Source organism: Candidatus Pantoea symbiotica (assembly GCF_056491525.1).
The window spans coordinates 505,696-529,409 of record NZ_JBSZHR010000002.1 but is presented as its reverse complement, the minus strand read 5'-3'; the positions used below and the strand labels follow the sequence as shown (position 1 = coordinate 529,409).

Annotated in this window: 17 protein-coding genes and 1 pseudogene; 9 read left to right on the top strand and 9 right to left on the bottom strand. The window is 54.9% G+C overall.

All coding sequences use genetic code 11. The annotated features are described in order from the left end of the window. Positions 1 to 38 precede the first annotated feature (38 nt). Together acnB and ACXIZX_RS03000 are read right to left on the bottom strand one after the other, a co-directional pair. On the bottom strand, positions 39 to 2,636 hold the full coding sequence (acnB, locus tag ACXIZX_RS03005) for a bifunctional aconitate hydratase 2/2-methylisocitrate dehydratase (RefSeq protein WP_479403571.1): 2,598 nt from the start codon (positions 2,634 to 2,636) through the stop codon (positions 39 to 41). Between the two features lie 238 nt (positions 2,637 to 2,874). Next, positions 2,875 to 3,870, bottom strand: a complete 996-nt coding sequence (locus tag ACXIZX_RS03000; RefSeq protein ID WP_479403570.1) for an aldo/keto reductase — start codon at positions 3,868 to 3,870, stop codon at positions 2,875 to 2,877. Positions 3,871 to 3,968: 98 nt separating this feature from the next. Here ACXIZX_RS03000 and ACXIZX_RS02995 point away from each other — a divergent pair, with 98 nt between their 5' ends. Together ACXIZX_RS02995 and ACXIZX_RS02990 are read left to right on the top strand one after the other, a co-directional pair. Beyond that, positions 3,969 to 4,868 carry a LysR family transcriptional regulator gene (locus ACXIZX_RS02995; protein WP_479403569.1) on the top strand — a complete coding sequence of 300 codons (900 nt, stop codon included), beginning with the start codon at positions 3,969 to 3,971 and terminating at the stop codon, positions 4,866 to 4,868. A 279-nt stretch (positions 4,869 to 5,147) separates the two neighbouring features. Next, complete coding sequence (locus ACXIZX_RS02990) at positions 5,148 to 5,294, top strand: Hok/Gef family protein (RefSeq protein ID WP_137385164.1); 147 nt, start codon at positions 5,148 to 5,150, stop codon at positions 5,292 to 5,294. Between the two features lie 143 nt (positions 5,295 to 5,437). Here ACXIZX_RS02990 and lpdA read toward each other — a convergent pair. The 4 genes and pseudogenes from lpdA to pdhR all read right to left on the bottom strand — a co-directional run bounded on the left by lpdA (position 5,438) and on the right by pdhR (position 12,503). Continuing rightward, positions 5,438 to 6,861, bottom strand: a pseudogene (lpdA, locus tag ACXIZX_RS02985) (dihydrolipoyl dehydrogenase). Positions 6,862 to 7,034: 173 nt separating this feature from the next. After that, the gene (aceF, locus tag ACXIZX_RS02980; RefSeq protein WP_179451979.1) at positions 7,035 to 8,930 is read right to left on the bottom strand and encodes a pyruvate dehydrogenase complex dihydrolipoyllysine-residue acetyltransferase; all 1,896 of its coding nucleotides are present in this window, start codon (positions 8,928 to 8,930) and stop codon (positions 7,035 to 7,037) included. Positions 8,931 to 8,944: 14 nt separating this feature from the next. Next, positions 8,945 to 11,611, bottom strand: coding sequence for a pyruvate dehydrogenase (acetyl-transferring), homodimeric type (aceE, locus tag ACXIZX_RS02975; protein ID WP_008108564.1), 2,667 nt, complete (start codon positions 11,609 to 11,611; stop codon positions 8,945 to 8,947). A gap of 127 nt (positions 11,612 to 11,738) precedes the next feature. Beyond that, positions 11,739 to 12,503, bottom strand: coding sequence for a pyruvate dehydrogenase complex transcriptional repressor PdhR (pdhR, locus tag ACXIZX_RS02970; RefSeq protein WP_479403568.1), 765 nt, complete (start codon positions 12,501 to 12,503; stop codon positions 11,739 to 11,741). 513 nt (positions 12,504 to 13,016) lie between these two features. Between pdhR and aroP the strand changes: the two genes are divergently transcribed. The 3 genes from aroP to ACXIZX_RS02955 all read left to right on the top strand — a co-directional run bounded on the left by aroP (position 13,017) and on the right by ACXIZX_RS02955 (position 16,891). After that, positions 13,017 to 14,372 (top strand): aromatic amino acid transporter AroP, encoded by a 1,356-nt coding sequence (aroP, locus tag ACXIZX_RS02965; protein WP_479403567.1) that lies wholly within the window; start codon positions 13,017 to 13,019, stop codon positions 14,370 to 14,372. A gap of 162 nt (positions 14,373 to 14,534) precedes the next feature. Next, positions 14,535 to 15,941, top strand: coding sequence for a glycoside-pentoside-hexuronide (GPH):cation symporter (locus ACXIZX_RS02960; RefSeq protein ID WP_154154170.1), 1,407 nt, complete (start codon positions 14,535 to 14,537; stop codon positions 15,939 to 15,941). Then, positions 15,938 to 16,891 carry a glycoside hydrolase family 43 protein gene (locus ACXIZX_RS02955; RefSeq protein ID WP_479403566.1) on the top strand — a complete coding sequence of 318 codons (954 nt, stop codon included), beginning with the start codon at positions 15,938 to 15,940 and terminating at the stop codon, positions 16,889 to 16,891. The genes ACXIZX_RS02960 and ACXIZX_RS02955 overlap by 4 nt, the downstream gene beginning before the upstream one ends. Here ACXIZX_RS02955 and ampE read toward each other — a convergent pair. Together ampE and ampD are read right to left on the bottom strand one after the other, a co-directional pair. After that, positions 16,873 to 17,727, bottom strand: coding sequence for a beta-lactamase regulator AmpE (gene ampE / locus ACXIZX_RS02950; RefSeq protein WP_008108573.1), 855 nt, complete (start codon positions 17,725 to 17,727; stop codon positions 16,873 to 16,875). The two genes, ACXIZX_RS02955 and ampE, sit on opposite strands and share 19 nt — an antisense overlap. Before the next feature lie 16 nt (positions 17,728 to 17,743). Further along, positions 17,744 to 18,295, bottom strand: coding sequence for a 1,6-anhydro-N-acetylmuramyl-L-alanine amidase AmpD (gene ampD, locus ACXIZX_RS02945; RefSeq protein WP_479403565.1), 552 nt, complete (start codon positions 18,293 to 18,295; stop codon positions 17,744 to 17,746). A gap of 182 nt (positions 18,296 to 18,477) precedes the next feature. Here ampD and nadC point away from each other — a divergent pair, with 182 nt between their 5' ends. The 4 genes from nadC to hofC all read left to right on the top strand — a co-directional run bounded on the left by nadC (position 18,478) and on the right by hofC (position 22,576). Next, on the top strand, positions 18,478 to 19,374 hold the full coding sequence (nadC, locus tag ACXIZX_RS02940) for a carboxylating nicotinate-nucleotide diphosphorylase (RefSeq protein WP_479403564.1): 897 nt from the start codon (positions 18,478 to 18,480) through the stop codon (positions 19,372 to 19,374). A 178-nt stretch (positions 19,375 to 19,552) separates the two neighbouring features. Beyond that, positions 19,553 to 19,996, top strand: coding sequence for a prepilin peptidase-dependent pilin (gene ppdD / locus ACXIZX_RS02935; protein ID WP_277966311.1), 444 nt, complete (start codon positions 19,553 to 19,555; stop codon positions 19,994 to 19,996). Then, on the top strand, positions 19,996 to 21,384 hold the full coding sequence (gene gspE / locus ACXIZX_RS02930; RefSeq protein ID WP_479403563.1) for a type II secretion system protein GspE: 1,389 nt from the start codon (positions 19,996 to 19,998) through the stop codon (positions 21,382 to 21,384). The genes ppdD and gspE overlap by 1 nt, the downstream gene beginning before the upstream one ends. Further along, positions 21,377 to 22,576 carry a protein transport protein HofC gene (gene hofC / locus ACXIZX_RS02925; protein ID WP_479403562.1) on the top strand — a complete coding sequence of 400 codons (1,200 nt, stop codon included), beginning with the start codon at positions 21,377 to 21,379 and terminating at the stop codon, positions 22,574 to 22,576. The genes gspE and hofC overlap by 8 nt, the downstream gene beginning before the upstream one ends. Before the next feature lie 33 nt (positions 22,577 to 22,609). Here hofC and ACXIZX_RS02920 read toward each other — a convergent pair whose 3' ends face one another. After that, positions 22,610 to 23,650 carry a GMP reductase gene (locus ACXIZX_RS02920; RefSeq protein WP_061718116.1) on the bottom strand — a complete coding sequence of 347 codons (1,041 nt, stop codon included), beginning with the start codon at positions 23,648 to 23,650 and terminating at the stop codon, positions 22,610 to 22,612. Positions 23,651 to 23,714: the final 64 nt, after the last annotated feature.

Below are 23,714 nucleotides of genomic sequence, written 5' to 3'. Positions count from 1 at the left end.
ACGATCTTCATCGTCCCCTTGTTCATCCCGATAGCCGATTAAACGGCAGTCTGGAAGATCACGCTATCCGCTTTTTCAGTGTATTGTCCCAGCTGATCAAAGTTGAGATAGCGATAAGTGTCAGCCGCGGTCTTATCAACCTGCAGCATGAACTGCTGATACTCGTCCGGCGTTGGCAGCTTGCCAAGCAGCGAAGCGACCGCCGCCAGTTCAGCCGACGCCAGGAAGACGTTCGCGCCGGTACCCAGACGGTTCGGGAAGTTACGGGTTGAGGTGGAAACCACCGTCGCGCCGTCCGCCACACGCGCCTGGTTACCCATGCACAGTGAACAGCCCGGAATCTCGATACGCGCACCGCTCTTACCGAAGACGCTGTAATAGCCCTCTTCGGTCAGCTGGGCGGCGTCCATTTTGGTTGGCGGCGCAACCCACAAGCGGGTTGGCAGCTGGCCTTTATGGGCATCCAGCAGTTTACCGGCCGCGCGGAAGTGACCAATGTTGGTCATGCACGAACCGATAAACACTTCGTCGATCTTCTCGCCCTGCACGTCAGACAACCAACGCGCGTCGTCTGGATCGTTCGGTGCGCACAGAATCGGCTCTTTAATCTCGGCCAGATCGATGTCGATCACCGCCGCGTATTCCGCATCCGCATCACCTTCCAGCAGTTGCGGATCGGCCAGCCATTTCTGCATGCCTTCAATGCGGCGCTCCAGCGTACGACGATCGCCGTAGCCTTCCGAGATCATCCACTTCAGCAGCACGATGTTCGAGTTCAGGTACTCGATAATCGGCTCTTTATCCAGCTTGATGGTACAGCCAGCTGCAGAACGCTCAGCCGAGGCATCGGTTAGCTCAAATGCCTGCTCAACTTTCAGTTTCGGCAGACCTTCAATTTCCAGCACGCGGCCAGAGAAGATGTTTTTCTTACCTTTCTTCTCAACGGTCAGCAGGCCCGCTTTGATCGCGTAAAGCGGAATAGCGTGTACCAGATCGCGCAGGGTGATGCCCGGCTGCATTTCGCCTTTGAAGCGCACCAGCACCGATTCCGGCATATCCAGCGGCATTACGCCGGTCGCTGCAGCAAACGCTACCAGACCAGAACCCGCCGGGAATGAAATACCGATTGGGAAACGGGTGTGCGAGTCACCGCCGGTACCAACGGTATCTGGCAGCAGCATACGGTTCAGCCAGCTGTGGATAACGCCATCGCCCGGACGCAGCGACACGCCGCCACGGTTCATGATGAAGTCTGGCAGCGTATGGTGCGTGGTCACGTCAACCGGCTTCGGATAGGCGGCGGTGTGACAGAATGACTGCATCACCAGGTCAGCGGAGAAGCCGAGGCACGCCAGATCTTTCAGTTCATCACGGGTCATTGGACCGGTGGTGTCCTGAGAACCGACTGAAGTCATTTTTGGTTCGCAGTACGCGCCCGGACGAACACCGTCTACGCCACACGCGCGGCCAACCATTTTCTGCGCCAGTGAGTAACCACGGGTGCTGGCGGCAACATCTTTGGCTTGCACGAACACATCACTGTGCGGCAGACCCAATAACTCGCGCGCTTTGGTGGTCAGGCCACGACCGATGATCAGCGGAATACGACCGCCAGCACGGACTTCGTCCAGCAGCACGTCGGTCTTCAGCTCGAAGGTCGCCAGCACTTCATCAGTTTCGTGATTGCGCACTTCGCCTTTGTATGGGTAAACGTCGATGACATCGCCCATGTTCAGACGATCAACGTCAAGCTCGATTGGCAAGGCACCCGCATCTTCCATGGTGTTGAAGAAGATTGGAGCGATTTTACCGCCGAGGCACAGACCGCCGCCCTTTTTGTTCGGCACGTAAGGGATATCGTCGCCCATAAACCACAGCACCGAGTTGGTGGCGGATTTACGCGAAGAACCGGTACCGACCACGTCGCCAACATAGGTCAGCGGGAAGCCTTTGGTCTGCAGTGCTTCGATCTGTTTGATCGGGCCAATGTTACCAGCATCGTCGGGTTCGATGCCTTCACGGGCGTTTTTCAGCATTGCCAGCGCGTGCAGTGGAATATCCGGACGTGACCATGCATCCGGCGCCGGAGAGAGGTCGTCGGTGTTGGTTTCGCCGGTCACTTTGAACACGGTGGTGGTGATTTTTTCAGCCAGTTTTGGACGCTTCAGGAACCATTCGGCATCGGCCCAGGACTGGATAATTTTTTTCGCGTGTGGGTTACCCGCTTTGGCTTTCTCTTCGACATCGTAGAAGTTATCGAACATCAGCAGCGTGTGAGACAGGGCTTCGGCAGCGATGGGGGCTAAGGCTTCATCTTCTAACGCTTCAATCAGCGCATGGATGTTATAACCGCCCTGCATGGTGCCCAGCAGCTCAACGGCTTTTTCGCGAGTAACCAGAGGAGAGTGGGCTTCGCCCTTAGTGACAGCTGCCAGGAAACCGGCTTTAACATACGCCGCTTCATCAACACCTGGTGGAACACGATTGACCAACAGGTCGGTAAGGAATTCTTCTTCACCCGCTGGCGGGTTTTTTAGCAGTTCAACCAGCGCGGCCATCTGGGAAGCATCTAACGGCTTAGGTACGATTCCCTGGGCAGCACGCTCGGCAACGTGCTTACGGTATTCTTCTAGCACGACGTTCTCCTCGCTCTCATTGTATAGCTTTCCGGTGCACCCCTTGATGCTGTCGAACAGTAGGGTGAGGTGCCCGGTTCCGCGTGGGGCAGCATAGCAGCATTTCGCCTGATTGTTAATCTGTTTACAAAAAAGCAACATCCGTGCGTTTTTTAGCAGCTTCATCTGCAAATTGAGCGGGATCACATAAAAAAGCAGGCTTTGAAAGCCTGCTAGTTCTCATTTTCGGAGGAGAGTTTTAACGATCGACCAGCACAAACTCGCTGTCGTTATAGCGTTCACCCAGAATGTTTTCCTCGCTAAACAACTCATTCAGCGTGGCGACATCCGCATGACGTAATGCTAAATCGGCGGCGGCGCAGTTCTGTTCCAGATGGGCGATTTTGCTGGCACCGGGAATCGGCACAATATACTCGCCTTTGGCCAGCACCCACGCCAACGCCAGCTGAGCGGCGGTTGCGTCATAACCTGCAGCCATCTCAGTGAGCTGATTCACTAACTTTTGGTTATGCGCCTGCGCATCCTGCTGAAAACGCGGCAGTGAACGACGGAAGTCATCTTCCGCTAAGGTTGTGGCGGCGGGGAATTTCCCGGTGAGGAAGCCGCGCCCTAGCGGGCTATATGGCACAAAGCCGATGTTTAGTTCACGGCAGGTGGCGAGGACATCTTGCTCCGGATCGCGTGACCACAGCGAATATTCGCTTTGCAGCGCCGAAATCGGATGCACCGCATGCGCACGGCGCAAGGTGGCGGATGAAACCTCAGACAAACCGAGATACTTCACCTTCCCTTCCCGCACCAGATCGGCCATCACGCCCACCACCTCTTCAATCGACACCGCCGGATCGAGACGATGCTGGTAGAGCAGTTCGATGGTTTCCACACCGAGACGCTGCAAAGATCCTTCGACCGCACGTCGAATATGCGCCGGATCGCTATTCACCCCAGTAATTCGTTCCCAACCTTCTCCCTGATCGGTAATGCGAAAACCAAACTTGGTCGCCACTTTGATATCGCTGCGCCCTTTAATTGCTTTTGCCAACAAGCTCTCGTTGGTGAATGGACCATATACTTCTGCGGTATCAAGGAAATTCACGCCCAGCTCAAACGCCCGCGCCAGCGTGTTCAGCGCCTGTTTTTCATCGTTCTGCCCATAGGCGAAACTCATGCCCATGCAGCCTAATCCCAGCGCCGAAACCTGTAATCCCTGATTGCCTAATTGACGTTGTTGCATTGTTTAATCCTCTTCGCTGTTGGTGTTAATGTTATAAACCTCAGCAATAACGGCAACAATTGAGGCATTTTTGCCGATTTAGTGAGTAAAACTCAGCAATGAATAAATACCGTGCGTCTATGCAGGAACTGGAGATGTTTGCTGCCATCGCGCAGCATCTGAGCTTTCGTAAAGCAGCGGAGGAGCGCAATGTCACACCTTCCAGCCTGAGCCACGCGATGCGCCATTTCGAAGCGCGTTTAGGTGTGCGGCTGCTCAATCGCACCACGCGCAAAGTGGCGCTCACCGAAGCCGGTGAACGCTTTTTACAGCGCATTCAGCCTGCGCTTGCCGATCTGTCGCAAGCGGTGGATGAGCTCAACGACTGGCGCAGCGATCCACGCGGCGTATTGCGCATTAGCATGCCGCGATCGGCGGAAGCGCTGTTCTTCGATACGCTGATTTTGCCGTTCTTGCTGCGCTATCCCGAGATTACGCTGGAGATCGACAGCAACGATTCACTGCTGGATATCGTAGAGGCCGGATTTGATGCCGGCGTGCGCTACGGCGATGTGCTGGCGCAGGATATGGTGGCAGTGCCGTTTGGCACAGCGATGCGGGCGCTGGCAGTGGCGAGCCCGGCGTTTATTGCGCAGCATGGCGCGCCACAGCAACCGGCTGAGCTGCTGCAATTTCCGTGCATTGAGCGACGCTTTCCCAGTGGACGACGTTATCGCTGGGAATTCTGGCAGGATGGCCGCAAACAGGAAGTGGCGGTAAAAGGGTCGCTGGTGCTGGATAACAATGAGCGGATATTACAGGCAGCGCGCGCGGGCGTCGGCATTGCCTTTCTGCATGAAGGTACGGTGCGGGAAGATTTAATTCGCGGTGAGTTAGTAGAAATACTGGCGGACTTCACTCAGGTAGAAGAAGGCTTTTGGCTTTACTATCCGAGCCGAAAATATCTATCCGCACCGCTAAGGCATTTTATTGATTGGCTTAAAGAAATTAACCTTTAATTAAAAACATCCATTACGCGTTCTATTTAAATGGTTAGATAATATATAAATACATTAATTATAAATAATTTAAAAATTAAGGTGAAATAAAAGAAGTTTGGCGTAGACTGCCTGCGGGCGCTTGAGGCAACTTGCTTCAAGCTGAAAAGATTGAGGTGGGTTGTGGAGCGTAAAACCGTGCAGTTAACTTTCATTAACCGCACGGGCAAGCGAACTACCCTACACGTCAGAAATGTCAGGGTAGTCGCTTGCTCGTGCTAAATCAAGAGGAACGTGACTATGAAGTCAATATTCAGCAAGCTGATTATCAGCGGGCTCATTCTATTAGGATTGTGTCTGGTTAATCGCAGCTCACTCTGTGAATTACGATTACGGATATTCACTGCTGAATTATCGGCTGTTATGGCTTACGAAGCACAACAGTAAAATTCACTAGCGGGAGTTCGCTCCCGCTATTCCGGCATGACTCACAAAGTAGCTCTCGCGCCTTTTTTATTTCTTTATTTAAATAGAACCACTAATAAAAAACGGCTCCTTAAAGGAGCCGTTAATTTATTCAAAGCGGAAACTTATTTCTTTTTCGCTTTAGGGTTCGGCAGGTCAGTAATGCTACCTTCGAACACTTCGGCAGCCAGGCCGACAGACTCATGCAGCGTTGGGTGCGCGTGAATGGTCAGAGCGATATCTTCGGCATCACAGCCCATTTCAATCGCCAGACCGATTTCACCCAGCAGCTCGCCGCCGTTGGTACCGACAATCGCACCACCGATAACACGGTGAGTTTCTTTGTCGAAGATCAGTTTGGTCATACCGTCTGCACAATCAGAAGCGATAGCACGGCCTGAAGCCGCCCACGGGAAGGTGGACACTTCGTAGCTGATGCCTTTCTCTTTGGCTTCTTTCTCGGTCAGACCAACCCAGGCAACTTCTGGCTCGGTGTAAGCAATGGATGGGATCACTTTCGGGTCGAAGTAGTGCTTCAGGCCCAGATCACTTCCGCCGCTACGTGGCCTTCGTGCACACCTTTGTGCGCCAGCATTGGCTGACCCACGATGTCGCCGATAGCATAGATGTGCGGTACGTTGGTGCGCATCTGCTTGTCGACGCGGATAAAGCCGCGATCGTCCACTTCCACGCCTGCTTTACCAGCATCAAGGCCTTTACCGTTTGGTACGCGACCAATCGCCACCAGCACCGCGTCGTAACGCTGTGCATCGGCTGGTGCTTTTTTGCCTTCCATTGAGACGTAGATACCGTCGTCTTTCGCTTCAACAGCGGTAACTTTGGTTTCCAGCATCAGGTTGAATTTCTTGCTGATACGCTTGGTGAAGACTTTCACCACGTCTTTATCGGCAGCCGGGATCACCTGGTCGAACATCTCAACCACGTCAATCTCTGAACCCAACGCTTTATAAACGGTGGCCATTTCCAGACCGATAATACCGCCGCCCATTACCAGCAGACGCTTCGGCACTTCTTTCAGTTCCAGCGCATCGGTAGAGTCCCACACGCGGGGATCGTTGTGCGGAATGAATGGCAGTTCAATTGGACGAGAACCGGCCGCGATGATCGCGTTATCGAAGTTAATGGTGGTTGCGCCACCTTCACCTTCAACCACCAGCGTGTTAGCACCGGTGAATTTGCCGAGGCCAGTGACCACTTTCACTTTACGACCTTTCGCCATACCCGCGAGGCCGCCAGTGAGCTGGTTAATAACCTTCTCTTTCCACGAACGAATTTTGTCGATGTCAGTTTGCGGCTGGCCAAACACGATACCGTGCTCTTCCAGGGCTTTTGCTTCGTCGATCACTTTGGCGACGTGCAGCAGCGCTTTTGACGGGATACAGCCTACGTTCAGACAAACACCGCCGAGGGTGCTGTAACGCTCAACGATTACGGTTTCCAGACCTAAATCAGCGCAACGGAAGGCTGCAGAGTAACCTGCAGGACCTGCCCCAAGTACCACGACTTGAGTTTTAATCTCTGTACTCATCATGACCTCTTGTTTGATTACCGGCAGTCAGGAGAAAGCTTTTCCCAAGCTCTAATGCCCTATATCCGCCGGGACATTTCACCGCGAGAGTTTACAGAATTGTTAACAAACTGCCAACCGCGGCAACATTGAATGCTTACAACAAGGCCGGCTTTCGCCGGCCTTGATTAACTTCACATCACCAGACGGCGAATGTCGGACAGTGTGTTGTTGATGATGGTGATAAAGCGCGCACCATCAGCACCGTCGATCACGCGGTGGTCGAAGGAGAGTGAGATCGGCATCATCAGACGCGGCTCAAACTCTTTACCGTTCCACACCGGCTCCATCGCTGACTTGGAAACACCGAGGATAGCCACTTCAGGCGCGTTGACGATTGGCGCGAAGTGCGTGGTGCCCAGGCCGCCAAGGCTGGAGATGGTGAAGCAACCGCCCTGCATATCGCCAGCGGTCAGCTTGCCATCACGCGCTTTCTTGGAAATCGCCATCAGCTCGCGAGACAGTTCAGTGATGCCTTTCTTGTTCACATCTTTGAACACTGGAACCACCAGACCGTTTGGCGTATCGACCGCCACACCGATATTGATGTATTTCTTCAGCGTCAATTTCTGTGCATCTTCAGACAGTGAACTGTTGAAGCGTGGCATCTGCTCAAGCGCAGCAGCAACGGCTTTCATGATGAACACCACTGGCGTGAATTTCACATCCAGTTTGCGTTTCTCAGCTTCGGCATTCTGCTGTTTGCGGAACGCTTCCAGGTCGGTGATATCGGTTTTGTCGAAGTGCGTAACGTGCGGGATAACCACCCAGTTACGGCTCAGGTTGGCACCCGAGATTTTCTGGATACGGCCCAGTTCCACTTCTTCGATTTCGCCGAACTTGCTGAAGTCCACTTTCGGCCAAGGCAACAGACCTGGCAGGCTTCCGCCGCTGGCTGCTGCAGCCGGAGCCGCTTCAGCGCGTTTCACCGCATCTTTAACGTAAGTCTGCACGTCTTCTTTCAGGATGCGACCTTTACGGCCGGTGCCTTTGACTTTCGCCAGATTCACACCGAACTCGCGCGCCAGACGACGAATCACCGGCGTAGCGTGTACATAAGCGTCGTTCTCAGCAAACTCGCTTTTCGCATCTGCTTTCGCTGCTGCTGGGGCCGCTGCAGGTTTCGCTGCTTCTGCCGCCGGAGCCGCTTCCTGCTTAGCTGCAGGTGCCGCAGCCGGTGCAGCGCCTTCCACTTCGAACACCATGATCAGTTTACCGGTGCTGACTTTATCGCCAGTCGCCACTTTCAACTCTTTCACGGTACCGGCGAACGGTGCAGGCACTTCCATTGAGGCTTTGTCGCCTTCAACCACGATCAGGGATTGCTCAGCAGCGACTTTGTCGCCCACTTTCACCAGGATCTCGGTAACTTCAACTTCGTCGCCACCAATGTCCGGCACGTTGACGTCTTTCGCGCCAGAAGCCGCAGGCGCTGCAGCTGGTGCGGCTTCCTGTTTGGCTGCTGGAGCGGCAGCGGCTGGCGCTGCGCCTTCTGCTTCGAACACCATGATCAGTGAACCGGTGTTCACTTTATCGCCGGTGGCGATTTTGATCTCTTTCACCACGCCCGCGAACGGTGCCGGAACTTCCATTGAGGCTTTGTCGCCTTCAACGGTGATCAGCGACTGCTCAGCGGCAACTTTGTCGCCAACTTTGACCAGGATCTCAGTGACTTCAACTTCGTCGCCGCCGATGTCCGGTACGTTGACTTCTTTGCTGACCGCAGCAGCGGCTGCTGGAGCAGGAGCGGCTTCCGCTTTCTTCTCTTCGGCTGGCGCTGGCGCCGCTTCTGCGGCACCTTCAGCTTCAAAGATCATGATCAGTTTGCCGGTTTCTACTTTGTCGCCGGTAGAGATTTTGATCTCTTTAACCACGCCCGCCTGCGGCGAAGGCACTTCCATGGAGGCTTTATCGCCTTCCACGGTGATCAGCGACTGTTCAGCTTCAACTTTGTCGCCCACCTTGACCAGGATTTCGGTGACTTCAACTTCGTCTGCCCCGATGTCCGGTACGTTAATTTCGATAGCCATTACTCTCTTACCTCTTAAGCCAGACGCGGGTTAACTTTATCGGCGTCGATATTGAACTTGGTGATTGCTTCTGCCACCACTTTCTTATCGATTTCGCCGCGTTTAGCCAGCTCACCCAGCGCAGCCACAACCACATACGATGCATCCACTTCGAAGTGGTGACGCAGGTTTTCACGGCTGTCGGAACGACCGAAGCCATCGGTACCCAACACGCGATAATCGCTAGAAGGTACGTAGCTGCGAACCTGTTCTGCGAACAGCTTCATGTAGTCGGTTGAAGCGACGGCCGGTGCTTCGTTCATCACCTGAGCGATGTACGGCACGCGCGGGGTTTCTGTTGGATGCAGCATGTTCCAGCGCTCGCAATCCTGACCATCACGCGCCAGCTCGGTGAACGAGGTCACGCTGTAGACGTCAGAACCGATGCCGTAATCTTTCGCCAGGATCTGCGCGGCTTCACGCACGTGACGCAGAATTGAACCTGAACCCAGCAGCTGCACTTTGCCTTTGCTACCGTCTACGGTTTCCAGCTTGTAGATACCCTTACGGATACCCTCTTCCGCACCCTGCGGCATAGCAGGCATGTGGTAGTTTTCGTTCAGCGTGGTGATGTAGTAGTAGATGTTTTCCTGCGCTTCGCCGTACATACGCACCAGACCATCTTGCATGATGACCGCAATTTCGTACGCGTAAGACGGATCGTAAGAGATACAGTTCGGGATAGTCAGCGACTGAATATGGCTGTGACCATCTTCGTGCTGCAGACCTTCGCCGTTCAGGGTAGTACGACCTGAAGTACCGCCAACCAGGAAGCCGCGTGCCTGCATATCGCCGGCCAGCCACATCAGATCGCCGATGCGCTGGAAGCCGAACATCGAGTAATAGATGTAGAAAGGAATCATCGGCAGGTTGTTGGTGCTGTAAGAGGTCGCCGCAGCCAGCCAGGATGAACCTGCGCCCAGCTCGTTGATCCCTTCCTGCAGAATCTGTCCTTTCTCGTCTTCTTTATAGTAAGCAACCTGCTCGCGGTCCTGCGGGGTGTACTGCTGACCGTTCGGGCTGTAGATACCAATCTGACGGAACAGACCTTCCATACCGAAGGTACGCGCTTCGTCCGCGAGGATCGGAACCAGACGATCTTTGATCGACTTGTTCTTCAGCATCACGTTCAGGGCACGCACGAAAGCGATAGTGGTTGAGATCTCTTTGTTCTGCTCTTCCAGCAACGGACGGAACTCTTCCAGCGTAGGCATTTCCAGCTTCTCGCTGAACTCCGCCTGACGGGTTGGCAGGTAGCCGCCCAACTTCTCACGCTGACCGTGCAGATAGTTGTACTCTTCAGAACCTTTCTCGAAGGTGACGTATGGCAGCTCTTCGATTTTGTCGTCGGCAACCGGCACATTGAAGCGATCGCGGATGTAGCGAACGCCATCCATGTTCATCTTCTTAACCTGGTGCGCGATGTTTTTACCTTCGGCAGTGTCACCCATACCATAACCTTTGATGGTATGTGCCAGAATCAGCGTTGGCTGACCTTTGGTGTCCTGCGCTTTTTTCAGTGCAGCGTAGACTTTCTTCGGGTCGTGGCCGCCGCGGTTCAGCGCGAAGATCTCTTCGTCTGACCAGTCTTTCACCAGAGCTGCGGTTTCCGGATATTTACCGAAGAAGTGCTCACGCACGTACGCGCCGTTACGGGATTTGAATGTCTGATAATCGCCATCAACGGTTTCGTTCATCAGTTGGATCAGCTTGCCGCTGGTGTCCTGACGCAGCAGTTCATCCCAACGACCGCCCCAAATCACTTTGATCACGTTCCAGCCAGCACCGGCAAAGATGCCTTCCAGCTCGTTGATGATCTTACCGTTACCGGTGACCGGGCCATCCAGACGCTGCAGGTTACAGTTGATGATGAACACCAGGTTGTCCAGTTTCTCACGGGTGGCGATGGTGATCGCACCTTTGGATTCCGGCTCATCCATCTCGCCATCACCAAGGAAGGCGTAAACGGTTTGTGCTGAGGTGTCTTTCAGACCACGGTGTTCCAGATACTTCAGGAATTTCGCCTGATAGATCGCGTTCAGTGGACCCAGGCCCATCGAAACGGTTGGGAACTGCCAGAAGTCCGGCATCAGTTTCGGGTGCGGGTAAGAAGAGAGACCTTTGCCCTGCACTTCCTGACGGAAGTTGTTCATTTGATCTTCGCTCAGACGACCTTCAAGGAAGGCGCGCGCGTAGATACCTGGAGAAATGTGACCCTGGAAGAAGACCAGATCGCCGCCGTCTTTATCGCTACGTGCGCGGAAGAAGTGGTTAAAGCACACTTCATAAATGGTCGCGGAAGATTGGAAGGAGGACATATGGCCGCCCAGCTCCAGATCTTTCTTCGACGCACGCAGCACCGACATGATGGCGTTCCAACGAATTGCGGAACGGATACGACGTTCAAGAGAGGTGTTGCCCGGATAGTCCGGCTCATCTTCAACAGCAATAGAGTTAATGTAGTTGCTGATTGCAGAGGAACCTGCGGCAACTTTCACGCCACCTTTGCGTGCTGCACTCATTACCTGATCAATCAGATACTGCGCGCGCTCAACACCTTCTTCACGGATGACCGATTCGATCGCTTGTAGCCAATCACGAGTTTCGATCGGATCCACGTCATTCTGTAAACGTTCTGACATGGGGTGTATTCCTTATCTGTGTCTAATACGTTGAAATTATCAGGAGCCTGTCTGCTTGTGCTTTGCTTCTGGTTCACAGCACAAGAAGACAGGCCCGTCGTGTTTTCCGCACGTTCGTTGCCGTGCGTTATTCCTTACGTTGCTGTAAACGACGCAGGGAGCGTTCACGACGACTCTGCTCCCGACTTCTATCCAGCAAGATTTCCTCAATGAACGCCAGGTGACGATGAGATGCCTCGCGTGCTTGTTCTGGCTCACGCGCCACAATCGCCTCGAAGATACTGGCGCGGTGACCGCTCACTTTCGCCAGCATTTCCCGACGAGCGTAGAGCAATTCAAAATTCTGACGGACGTTTTGTTCCAGCATAGGGCCCATGGAACGCAGCAGATGCAGCAGCACCACATTATGGGCCGCTTCTGTGACAGCGATCTGATACTTCATCACTGCATCGGCTTCGGCGTCGAGATCGCCGCTGTCCTGTGCCTGCTGAATATGAACATGGCAGTCGCGGATGCGCTGCAGATCTTCATCGGTGCCACGCAGTGCCGCGTAATAGGCAGCAACGCCTTCCAGCGCGTGGCGGGTTTCCAGCAGGTCAAACTGAGATTCTGGATGTTCGGCAAGCAGACCGACCAGCGGGTCGCTCAGGCTTTGCCAGAGATTTTTTTGGACGAAGGTGCCGCCACCCTGACGACGTAGCAACAGGCCTTTGGCTTCCAGGCTCTGAATTGCTTCGCGCAGGGATGGACGTGAGACATCAAACTGTTTCGCCAGTTCACGCTCAGGGAGCAGCTTTTCACCCGGCTGGAGCGTCCCTTCCATAATGAGGGATTCCAGCTGCTGCTCAATCGCATCGGAGAGCTTGGGTTGGCGAATTTTACTGTAGGCCATCTTCCCTTCTTATCAGCCAAACGTCCGGAGTAAATTGGTAATACCAATTGAAAAATGGTGCCGGTAAAGTAACAAAGTATTCACCTTGTGTCTATATGGCGGGCTTCACACTTCCGGGGGCGATAGCAATGGCGCTGCACTAACTTACCGGAATAAGGGAGGAAAATGTTGGCCTGCGGCAAATGTTAAATAATTGTGTTTTTACCAAACCTTACACTGAGTTAGCGAAGTCAATGCGACATAACCATAAGCGAAAGCTATTCGTGTTCACGGTTTTTTCATGGCAGAAATAATGCGACGGGCGCGCAGAGGATGCTGCTGCTTTTTCAGTCATCTCTCAGCACAAAAAGCAAAAGCAGGTGCAAAGCGGCGCGCTTATCACTATTCTGAACGCCGTGGTAGCTCATGCATGCACACAGCACGCCAGATACCGTAAAGAAAAGAATACATTAGGGTAAACAGCCTTACAGTGCGCGCACTGCAGGTGCACAATAACAACATCACGAGGTTTGTATGGAACAACAGCATGGCGACACGCTGCATCGCGGCTTAAAGAATCGCCATATTCAGCTGATTGCGCTGGGCGGAGCCGTAGGTACTGGCCTGTTTCTGGGCAGCGCGTCAGTGATTAAATCGGCCGGTCCTGCCGTGATTCTCGGTTACGCGATCGCCGGTTTTATTGCCTTTCTGATTATGCGCCAACTGGGCGAAATGGTGGTTGAAGAGCCGGTTGCCGGCAGCTTCAGCCACTTCGCCTACAAATACTGGGGCAACTTCGCAGGTTTCGCCTCGGGCTGGAACTACTGGGTGCTGTATGTGCTGGTGGCGATGGCTGAGCTGACCGCCGTCGGTAAATACGTGCAGTTCTGGTGGCCAGATTTCCCAACCTGGGCCACGGCTGCCATCTTCTTTGTGCTGATCAACGCCATCAACCTGACCAACGTGAAAGTGTTTGGTGAGATGGAGTTCTGGTTCGCGATTATCAAAGTGGTCGCGGTCATCGGCATGATCCTGTTTGGTGGCTGGTTGCTGTTTAGCGGCAACGGCGGCCCACAAGCGAGCGTCAGCAATCTGTGGGATCAGGGCGGCTTCCTGCCACACGGTATGACCGGCTTAGTGATGATGATGGCGATTATCATGTTCTCGTTTGGTGGTCTGGAGCTGGTGGGTATCACCGCTGCGGAAGCGGATAATCCACAAGAGAGCATTCCGAAAGCCACCAATCAGGTGCTGTGGCGTATCCTGATTTTCTATATCGGTTCACTGGCAGTGCTGCTGTCGCTGCTGCCGTGGACGCGCGTAACGCCGGATACCAGCCCGTTCGTACTGATCTTCCATGAGCTGGGCGATGCCTTTGTGGCCAACGCACTGAACGTGGTGATCCTGACGGCGGCGCTGTCGGTCTACAACAGCTGCGTTTACTGCAACAGCCGCATGCTGTTCGGCCTCGCGCAACAGGGCAACGCGCCGAAAGCGCTGCTGAAAGTTGATAGCCGTGGCGTGCCGGTCGCGACCATTCTGGTCTCAGCCGTAGCGACCCTGCTGTGCGTACTGATCAACTACCTGATGCCGGGCGAAGCCTTTGGCCTGCTGATGGCGCTGGTGGTCTCTGCGCTGGTGATCAACTGGGCGATGATCAGCCTCGCGCATCTGAAGTTCCGTAAGAAGAAAGACCAGCAAGGTGTGACCACACGCTTCAAAGCGGTGCTCTATCCGCTGGGTAACTGGATCTGCCTGGTGTTCCTCGCCGGTGTGCTGGTGATCATGCTGATGACGCCGGGTATGGCGATTTCGGTATGGTTAATCCCGGTCTGGCTGGTGATTCTGGCTATCGGTTACACCATCAAGAACAAACTACAGAAAGCGTAATGTTGTTCCCTGCCCGGCACGCGGTTGCCGGGCAGCACTTCGGATCTGGCTCACACTTTTCCCCGCCCGCGCGTTTTGTCCATCTACCCGACCATTTGCTCCCCAGCAGATTACTGATTTTGCACAGATAATTTGTGCTCATCATATCGCTGGAGACGATCAATGAAAGGAGCTGCCCTCTCGTTCAGGGAGAAACTGGGATATGGCATGGGCGATGCCGGATGTAACATGATTGGCGGTGCCATCATGTTGTTCCTCAATTATTTCTACACTGATGTATTCGGTTTAGCCCCGGCGCTGGTCGGCACGCTGTTGCTCTCGGTACGCGTGCTCGATGCCATCACCGATCCGATCATGGGCGCGATTGCCGACCGCACGCAAAGCCGCTGGGGCCGTTTCCGCCCGTGGCTGCTGTGGGTTTCCGTGCCTTACGTGCTGTTTAGCGTGTTGATGTTCACCACGCCGGAGTGGAGCTACGACAACAAGGTCATCTGGGCGTTTGTCACCTACTTCCTGATGTCACTCACTTACACCGCCATCAACATTCCTTACTGCTCGCTGGGCGGCGTGATTACCAACGATCCGGGTGAGCGCGTTTCCTGTCAGTCTTATCGCTTTGTGATGGTGGGCATTGCCACGCTGATCCTCTCACTTTCGCTGCTGCCGATGGCTGAATGGTTTGGCGGCGACAACAAAGCACGCGGCTATCAACTGGCGATGAGCGTGCTGGCGCTGATTGGTTTGGTGATGTTCCTGTTCTGCTTTGCCACGGTGCGTGAGCGTATTCGCCCTGCCACGCCAAGCAACGATGATTTGAAACAAGACCTGCGCGACGTATGGAAAAACGATCAGTGGGTGCGCATTCTGCTGCTGACCTTCTGCAACGTCTGCCCCGGTTTTATCCGCATGGCCGCCACCATGTATTACGTCACCTGGGTGATGGGGCAATCAACGCACTTTGCCACGCTGTTTATCAGCCTTGGCGTGATCGGCATGATGTTCGGCAGCACGCTGGCGAAAATCCTCACCGATCGCTGGTGCAAGCTCAAGGTGTTCTTCTGGACCAACATCGCGCTGGCGCTGTTCTCCTGCGGCTTCTATTGGATTGATCCGCACGCCACTGTTGCGGTGGTGATCGCCTACTTCCTGCTGAATATCCTGCATCAAATTCCGTCGCCGCTGCACTGGTCGCTAATGGCCGACGTGGATGATTACGGCGAATGGAAAACCGGCAAACGCATCACCGGCATGAGCTTCTCCGGCAACCTGTTCTTCCTCAAAGTGGGGCTGGCGGTTGCCGGGGCGATGGTCGGTTTCCTGCTGTCAATTTACGGTTACGATGCTGGCGCAAAACAGCAGGCACCCAACGCCATTAACGGCATCATGCTGCTGTTCACGGTGATTCCGGGTGTGGGATATCTGATTACCGCCGGCGTAGTGCGTTTAATGAAAGTGGATCGCAACTTAATGCGTACGATTCAGGCCGATCTGGCGCTGCGCCGTGCCCATTCACACCACGAATCCCCTATCGCGTCCTCTGCGACTGCGCAACCTGGAGAGATCAAATGAGCTGGCCCAATCCTTTTATTACTCAACGCGCCGATCCCTTTATTCTGCGCCATGCCGATGGCTACTACTTTATCGCCTCGGTGCCGGAATATGACCGACTGGAGATTCGCTATGCCTCGACGCTGGCTGGCCTGATTGAGGCAGAAGCGGTAACGGTGTGGCACAAGCCGGATACCGGCCCGTTCAGCGCGCTGATTTGGGCGCCGGAGTTGCATCACATCAACGGGCAATGGGTGATCTATTTCGCCGCCGCACCGACGCGTGCAATTAAAGATGGCCTGTTCCAGCACCGCATGTATGCGCTGGTATGTAATGATGCCGACCCGCTAAGCGGTAACTGGCAGCCCTGCCGCCGCGTACACACGCCCATCGACTCCTTCTCTCTCGATGCGACGTATTTCCAGCATCAACACAAACATTGGTATCTGTGGGCGCAAAAAGACCCGGCGATTCCCGGAAACTCCAACCTGTATCTCGCTGAGTTACTCAATCCGTGGACGTTGAAAAGCGCCCCGCTGATGTTGAGCCGACCGGAGTATGAATGGGAGTGCGCGGGATTCAGCGTCAACGAAGGACCGGCGGTAATTCAGCATGGCGACAAGCTGTTTGTCACCTATTCCGCTAGCGCGACTGATGAAAATTATTGCCTGGGAATATTAAGCATTGATGTGTTAGCCGATCCGCTCAACATCAGCGCCTGGCATAAGTCCGCGCGGCCGGTATTTGCCACCAGCTGGGATAATCAGCAATACGGACCGGGACACAACAGCTTTACGGTGGATGAGGCGGGAAGAGCAGTGCTGGTGTATCACGCGCGCAATTACACCGAAATTGAGGGCGATCCGCTATGGGATCCGAATCGCCATACGCGTTTGAAATACTTTGACTGGCGCGAAGACGGCACACCGGATTTCGGCGTGCCGCCCGCCGATCATACCAGCGTGCCGTAGATCGTCAACAGCGCGACCACCACCACCAGCACCAATGAAATACGTTTCGCTAACGCCACCGCAACCCGTGGCGTTTCGACTTTATCCATGTGCGGATCGCGTGCCAGAGAGAATTGCGCCAGGCTGGTCAGCACCTGATATTGCGGGCGATGCAGATCGCCCAACGCGGCAAACCAGGCTGGTAACGCACGTTCGCCGTGGCCGAGCAGCGCGTAAGCCACGCCAGCCAAACGCACAGGGATCCAGTCCAGCACATGCAGCAGACGATCAACGCCAGACTGCGAGCGCTCCAGCGGCGAATGATGTTTGGCCAGCCAGCTCTGCCAGGCGCGCAGAAACGCATAACCCACCAGCAGCACCGGGCCGTAAGGTCCGCCGACCACAAACCAGAACAGCGGAGCAAGATAGAAACGGAAGTTAATCCAAATCAGCGCGTTTTGCAGTTCACGCAGGAACTCGCGCTCGCTGCACTCGACCGGCACACCGTGAATCAGCGTCAGTTCGGCCGCCATCGCCTGATGCGCCGCTTCATCGTCATGACTCGCGGCTTTGAGATAACTGTGATAGTGCAGTCGCACCGAACCCGCGCCGATACACAGCAATCCCACCACAATCCAGAACAACAGTTGCGCCACGCCAAACAGAATGCCTTTCAGGCTCCACACCACCAGCCAGACGATCAGCATCGCTATCACTGTCATCATCAGCGTGCGCAGCAGGGAAAAACGCTGGCGGCCACGAAACAGCGGCTCAAGCCGATGATCCAGTTGCCAATGCTCACCCAACTTAAAAAGGCGTTCCCAACCTAAAACTAATAACAAGCTAAACAACGTCATACCTGCTCCTGCTGTCTCAGGGATTCTCCTGCCTGATGGATTCTTTATAGCGCAACCAGTCAAAAGAGGAACCGGGATCGGTTTTCCGCTCTGGTGCGATATCGCTATGGCCGGTGATGCGCGCAGGCGTCAACGGATAGTGCTGCAACAGCAGGTGCGTCACCTGTTGCAATGTCGCGTACTGCGCATCGGTATAGGGCAGCGTGTCGGTGCCTTCCAGTTCAATGCCCATGGAAAAATCGTTGCAGCTTTTGCGGCCTTCAAACTGCGACACGCCGGCGTGCCAGGCGCGCTGATCGAAAGAGACGTATTGCACCAGCTCACCGTCGCGGCGGATTAAACAATGCGCCGCCACGCGTAAATGGGCGATGTCCGCAAAATAGGGATGCGCATCGGCAGGCAACGTGCCGCTAAACAAACGATCGATCCACGGCCCGCCAAACTCACCGGGCGGTAAGCTGATGTTATGAATCACCAACAGCGAGGGCACTTCATCATTTGGACGCTGATTGAAGTGTGGTGAAGGTACTTTACGTGCGCTGGTAATCCAGCCCTCTTCCAGTTTCATGCTGTTAAATCCTAAGCAAAATCAGGCTGAGAATAACATGTTTCACCCAGCAGACTTGCGACTTAATGCGCCGCTACAGGTGAGTTCAGGATACTAAACATTTCACCGCGAGCAACTGGCAATGACCGATAAATCAGGCTAAGGTGAGCGCACGAAATCTCGTCTTGTGGAGTGGCAAAACCATGGCAACGCGTCGTTACGATCCCGATCATCGCCGTCAGGAACTGATTAAACGTATTGAACAGGATATTCCGGAAGCCGTTGCCCGTGCGCTTCAGGAAGATTTAGGCGGCGAAGTAGATGCAGATCGCGATATCACCGCGTTGCTGCTGCCGGCTGAAAAACAGGCGGTGGCAAAAGTCATCACCCGTGAAGCCGGTGTTTTTTGTGGTAAACGCTGGGTGGAAGAAGTCTTTATCCAGCTTGGTAATAAAGTCACCCTTACCTGGCATGTTGAAGATGGACAAACGCTGGTTGCCGATCAGCTGCTGTTCGAGCTTACCGGCCCGGCGCGTCTGCTGTTAACCGCAGAACGCACCGCGCTCAATTTCGTGCAAACGCTGTCCGGCGTGGCCACCGAGGTCAGCCGTTATGTCGCCCTGCTGGCAGGCAGCGAAACGCAGCTGCTTGATACGCGCAAGACCTTGCCAGGCCTGCGTACCGCGCTGAAATATGCAGTGCTGTGCGGTGGCGGTAATAACCATCGTTTAGGCCTGTCGGATGCTTTTCTTATCAAAGAGAACCACATTATCGCCAGCGGCTCGGTGCGTAACGCCGTAGAAAAAGCGCTGTGGCTGTCGCCTGATGTGCCGATAGAAGTTGAAGTCGAATCGCTGACGGAACTGCAGGATGCCATCGATGCTGGAGCGGACATCATCATGCTCGATAACTTCAGCCTTGAAATGATGCATGAAGCGGTTGCGCTAACCAACAAGCGCGCGCTGCTGGAAGTCTCTGGCAACGTAACCGAAACCACGCTGCCGCAAATTGCCCAGACCGGCGTTGATTATGTTTCTGTCGGCGCGCTGACCAAACATGTGCGTGCGTTGGATCTGTCGATGCGTTTTCGCGAGCTGTAATGCTCTAATTCTGCCGCCTGTTAGCGCGGCAAATATGCGAGATGGCTTCCAAAACGCTGTTATCTCCGCTGTAATCCTGACGATTCTCTGCGTGATGCTTTCCAGCCTCGCGCAGGGCTGACTACCGCTTTCCCTCGCCCTTTTCTACCGTAGCGGCTCCACAACAAGGAGCTTCACTATGGACAGACAACGCGGTTTTACCCTAATCGAATTGATGATTGTGATTGGCATCGTCGCCATTCTCAGCGCCATCGGTTTACCGGCCTACCAAAACTACCTGCAACGCGCAGCACTCACCGACATGCTGCAAACCATGGTTTCGTACAAAACAGCCGTAGAACTCTGCGCCATTGAGCGTGGCGGACCTGCGCAGTGTCAGGCAGGACAACGCGGTATTCCGGTGGCCAAAGGTTCGCGCTATGTGGCAACGCTCAGCGTAGTTAACGGAACCATCAGCCTGACCGGCCAGGAAAGTCTCAGCGGATTGACGGTTGAAATGCTGCCAATCTGGAGCGCAACCGATGGCACGTTGAGCTGGCAACGCAGCTGCACCAGCGATAACAGCAGCCTGCGCGATAGCTGCCTCGAGCAGTTCCGCTTTGCTGATAAGGATGCCAACTGATGGACAATCCTAATAGTGCGCTGAATGCGTTGTGCGCACGTTATCAGGCGGTGATTCTGCATCACGACGCTACGCTGCTGCGCGTTGCAGTAGCCGACACGCCCGACCCGCTGCTGCTGGAGGCGTTACAGTTCGCCAGCCAGTGCAAGGTGGATGTCGAGTGCTGGCCTGCAGCACGTCTTGAGCAGTTACTGCACGAACCGGATGCCGTCGCCGCACCGCGAGAACACGCCAGCGCAGAGTCCGCGATTAACGCGGTCGATCAGATTTTGCGCCAGGCCATTCAGCGCCGCGCCTCAGATGTGCATTTCGAACCGCAGCGCCATGGATTGCGGGTGCGTCTGCGCATCGATGGCGTGTTGCACAAACTGCCTCCGCCCTCTGAAACACAACCCGCTGCGATCCTGGCGCGTTTGAAAATCCTCGGTGGATTGGACATCGCTGAACGACGTCTACCGCAGGACGGACAGTTTACGCTGGAAATAGACGACAAACTGGCAGCGTTCCGTCTTTCAACGCTGCCGGTAAGCCAGGGTGAAAAAGCCGTGGTGCGACTGCTGCAAAGTGAAAACAGCGCCATCACGCTCGATAAACTCGGCATGCCCGCCGCCCAGCTGCGTTTGCTGAAAAGTGCGCTGGCGAAACCGCAGGGTTTGATTCTGGTCACCGGCCCGACCGGCAGCGGTAAAACCTTCACGCTCTATAGCGGATTAAGCGCGCTGAACGTGCCGGAAAAGAATGTATGCAGCGTGGAAGATCCGGTTGAGATCCCGCTGGATGGCATCAATCAAACGCAGATCCAACCGCGCAGCGGGCTTGATTTCAATCGTGTACTGCGCGCCCTGCTGCGCCAGGATCCTGATGTGATTATGGTAGGGGAAATTCGTGATGCCGAAACGGCCAGCATCGCCGTCAAAGCCGCGCAGACCGGCCATCTGGTGCTTTCCACACTGCATACCAACTCAACCGCCGAAACGTTGACGCGCCTGCGCCAGATGGATATTCCCGGCTATCTGCTGGGTCCCGCTTTGCAGTTGGTGGTGGCGCAGCGTCTGGTCAGGCGCCTGTGCGTGCATTGTCGCCAGCCGGGACAAGCTATCGCCCATCTGCCAGCCGAACTCTGGCCGGGTACGCTGCAAACCTGGCGAGCGCCCGGCTGCGATCACTGCTTCTCCGGCTATTACGGGCGGCTGGCGCTGTTTGAAGTCTTGCCGGTAACCAGCAAATTGCAAAATGCTATATCGGCTGATATGCCGCTGGAACATCTGCTCATGCTGGCAAATGAACAGGGAATGAAAACCTTGCTGGCTGCGGGGCTGGAAGCGGTAAGTCGCGGCGATACGTCCTTTGAAGAGATGCAGCGCGTGGTGGGATTGGGCGATGGCTAATCTCTATCATTTCCGCTGGCAGGCGCTCGATACCATGGGCGTGCTGCAGGAAGGCGAATCACTCAATGCCAGCCAGGATACGTTGCTCAATCAACTCTCCGATCGCGGCATGCTGCCGGTGAGCTGGCAGCGTGGAAAATGCTGGCGTTCGCGCGACTGGAAGTGGCAGCAGAAAATCGACCTGGTGCGGCAACTGGCGACGCTGCTGAAGGCCGGCTTGCCGCTGGCGGAAAGTTTGATTCTGTTGGCAGAAGGCCATCCCCATGCCGGTTGGCGGGTATTACTTAAGGGATTGCAGCGCCGCGTTATCGCCGGTGAGCCCTTCTCGCAAGCCTTGCAGGAGTGGCCGCAGATCTTTCCACCATTGTTTCCCGCTTTGATGCAAGTGGGTGAGCTAACCGGCCAGCTCGATGAGTGCTGTCGCCAGTTGGCACAGCAGCAAAGTAAACAGCAATACTTACGGCAGAAAGTGGTCAAGGCGCTGCGTTATCCGCTGTTTATTTTGCTGGTGGCGCTGGCGGTCAGTGCTGGCATGCTGCTGTTTGTTTTGCCGGAGTTTGTCTCCGTCTATGCCAGCTTTGATGCACCGCTGCCCGCTTTTACTGCCGCAGTGATGTCGCTCTCAGAACTGCTGCAAAAAGCTGCACTGCCGCTGTCGCTGATATGCGCCGTATTTATCGGGATTGTGCAGCAAATTTATCGTCGTTCAGTAGCGTGGCAAAAGCGCGTCCATCAATGGCTGCTGCGCATGCCGCTGTTATCGCCGCTGTGGCGCGGCGGGCAGCTCAGCCAGATATACGCCATCCTGCAACTTACGCAGCAATCCGGTTTAACCTTGCTGCAAAGTCTGCAGGCAGTTGAGGTGACGCTGGTTTCCCGGTTGTGGCGCGATGCCATCATTCAGTTGCAGCAGCACATTGCTGCGGGTGCGCCGCTGCATCAGGCGCTGCAACAACATCTGCTGTTCACTCCCCTTTGTGCCCAGCTAATCCGAGTGGGCGAAGAAGCGGGTGCGCTGGATGTGATGCTGGCACGTCTGGCGGAATGGCATGAAGCACAAACGTTAGCGCGCGCTGATGCTCTGGCGGCATCGCTGGAACCGATGATGATGGTGGTAATTGGCGGAATTGTTGGCACGTTAGTGATTGCGATGTATCTGCCGGTATTTGGTCTTGGCGATGCAATTCGCTAACGGGCACGCGCGATGCGCGCCCGATGTCTGAGATCAGCGAGTGAACACGCGGTTCTCTTGTTCAGCGACGCGGATAAAGGTTGTGCGTTTCGTCAGCTCTTTCAATCGTTCGGCACCGACGTAGGTACAGGCTGAGCGCAAGCCACCGAGGATATCTTTAACCGTCTCCTCAACCGGGCCGCGCACCGGTAGGCGCACGGTTTTTCCTTCCGCCGCACGGTATTGCGCAACACCGCCAACGTGGCGTTTCATTGCCGATTCGGAGCTCATGCCGTAGAACAGCATAAATTTCTCGCCCTGCTCTTCAACGACGGTTCCTTCGCACTCGTCGTGGGCCGCAAGCATGCCGCCGAGCATGGTGAAGTCTGCGCCACCACCAAAAGCTTTGGCAATGTCACCCGGAACCGAGCAGCCGCCGTCGCTGACGATCTGTCCGCCTAAGCCGTGTGCCGCATCGGCGCACTCGATAACTGCCGAAAGCTGAGGATAGCCAACGCCAGTTTTAACGCGTGTGGTGCAAACCGAGCCGGGACCAATGCCCACTTTGACAATGTCTGCGCCAGACAAAATCAGCTCTTCCACCATTTCACCGGTGACCACGTTACCTGCGCAGATGGTTTTACCCGGGAAGCTTTCACGCACGCGCAGCAGGAACTGAACAAAGTGCTCAGAGTAACCGTTAGCAACGTCGATGCAGATAAAGTTAAGCTGCGGTGATAGCGCCAGAATGGCGGATAACTTGGTGAAATCTGATTCTGAGGTACCGGATGAGACCATTACATGACTCAGCACCGCCGCTGGCATGCGCTGCACAAATGTCTGCCACTCTTGCACGCTGTAATGTTTATGCACTGCGGTCAGTACGTTAAAACTCGCCAGGGCTTCAGCCATCGTGAAAGTACCGACGGTATCCATGTTGGCGGCAATAATCGGTATGCCGCTCCAGTTCAAGCCTGAGTGTTTAAAGGTGAAGGTGCGTTCCAGTTCAACCTCGGAACGGCTTTTCAATGTGGAACGTTTTGGGCGGATCAAAACATCTTTAAAGCCCAATTTTAGATCTTCTTCAATGCGCATAGCTGATTATCCTGGTTAGTGACGACGAACCGCGGTTCGGGTAGCGCTCACGGCTCCAGTGTCG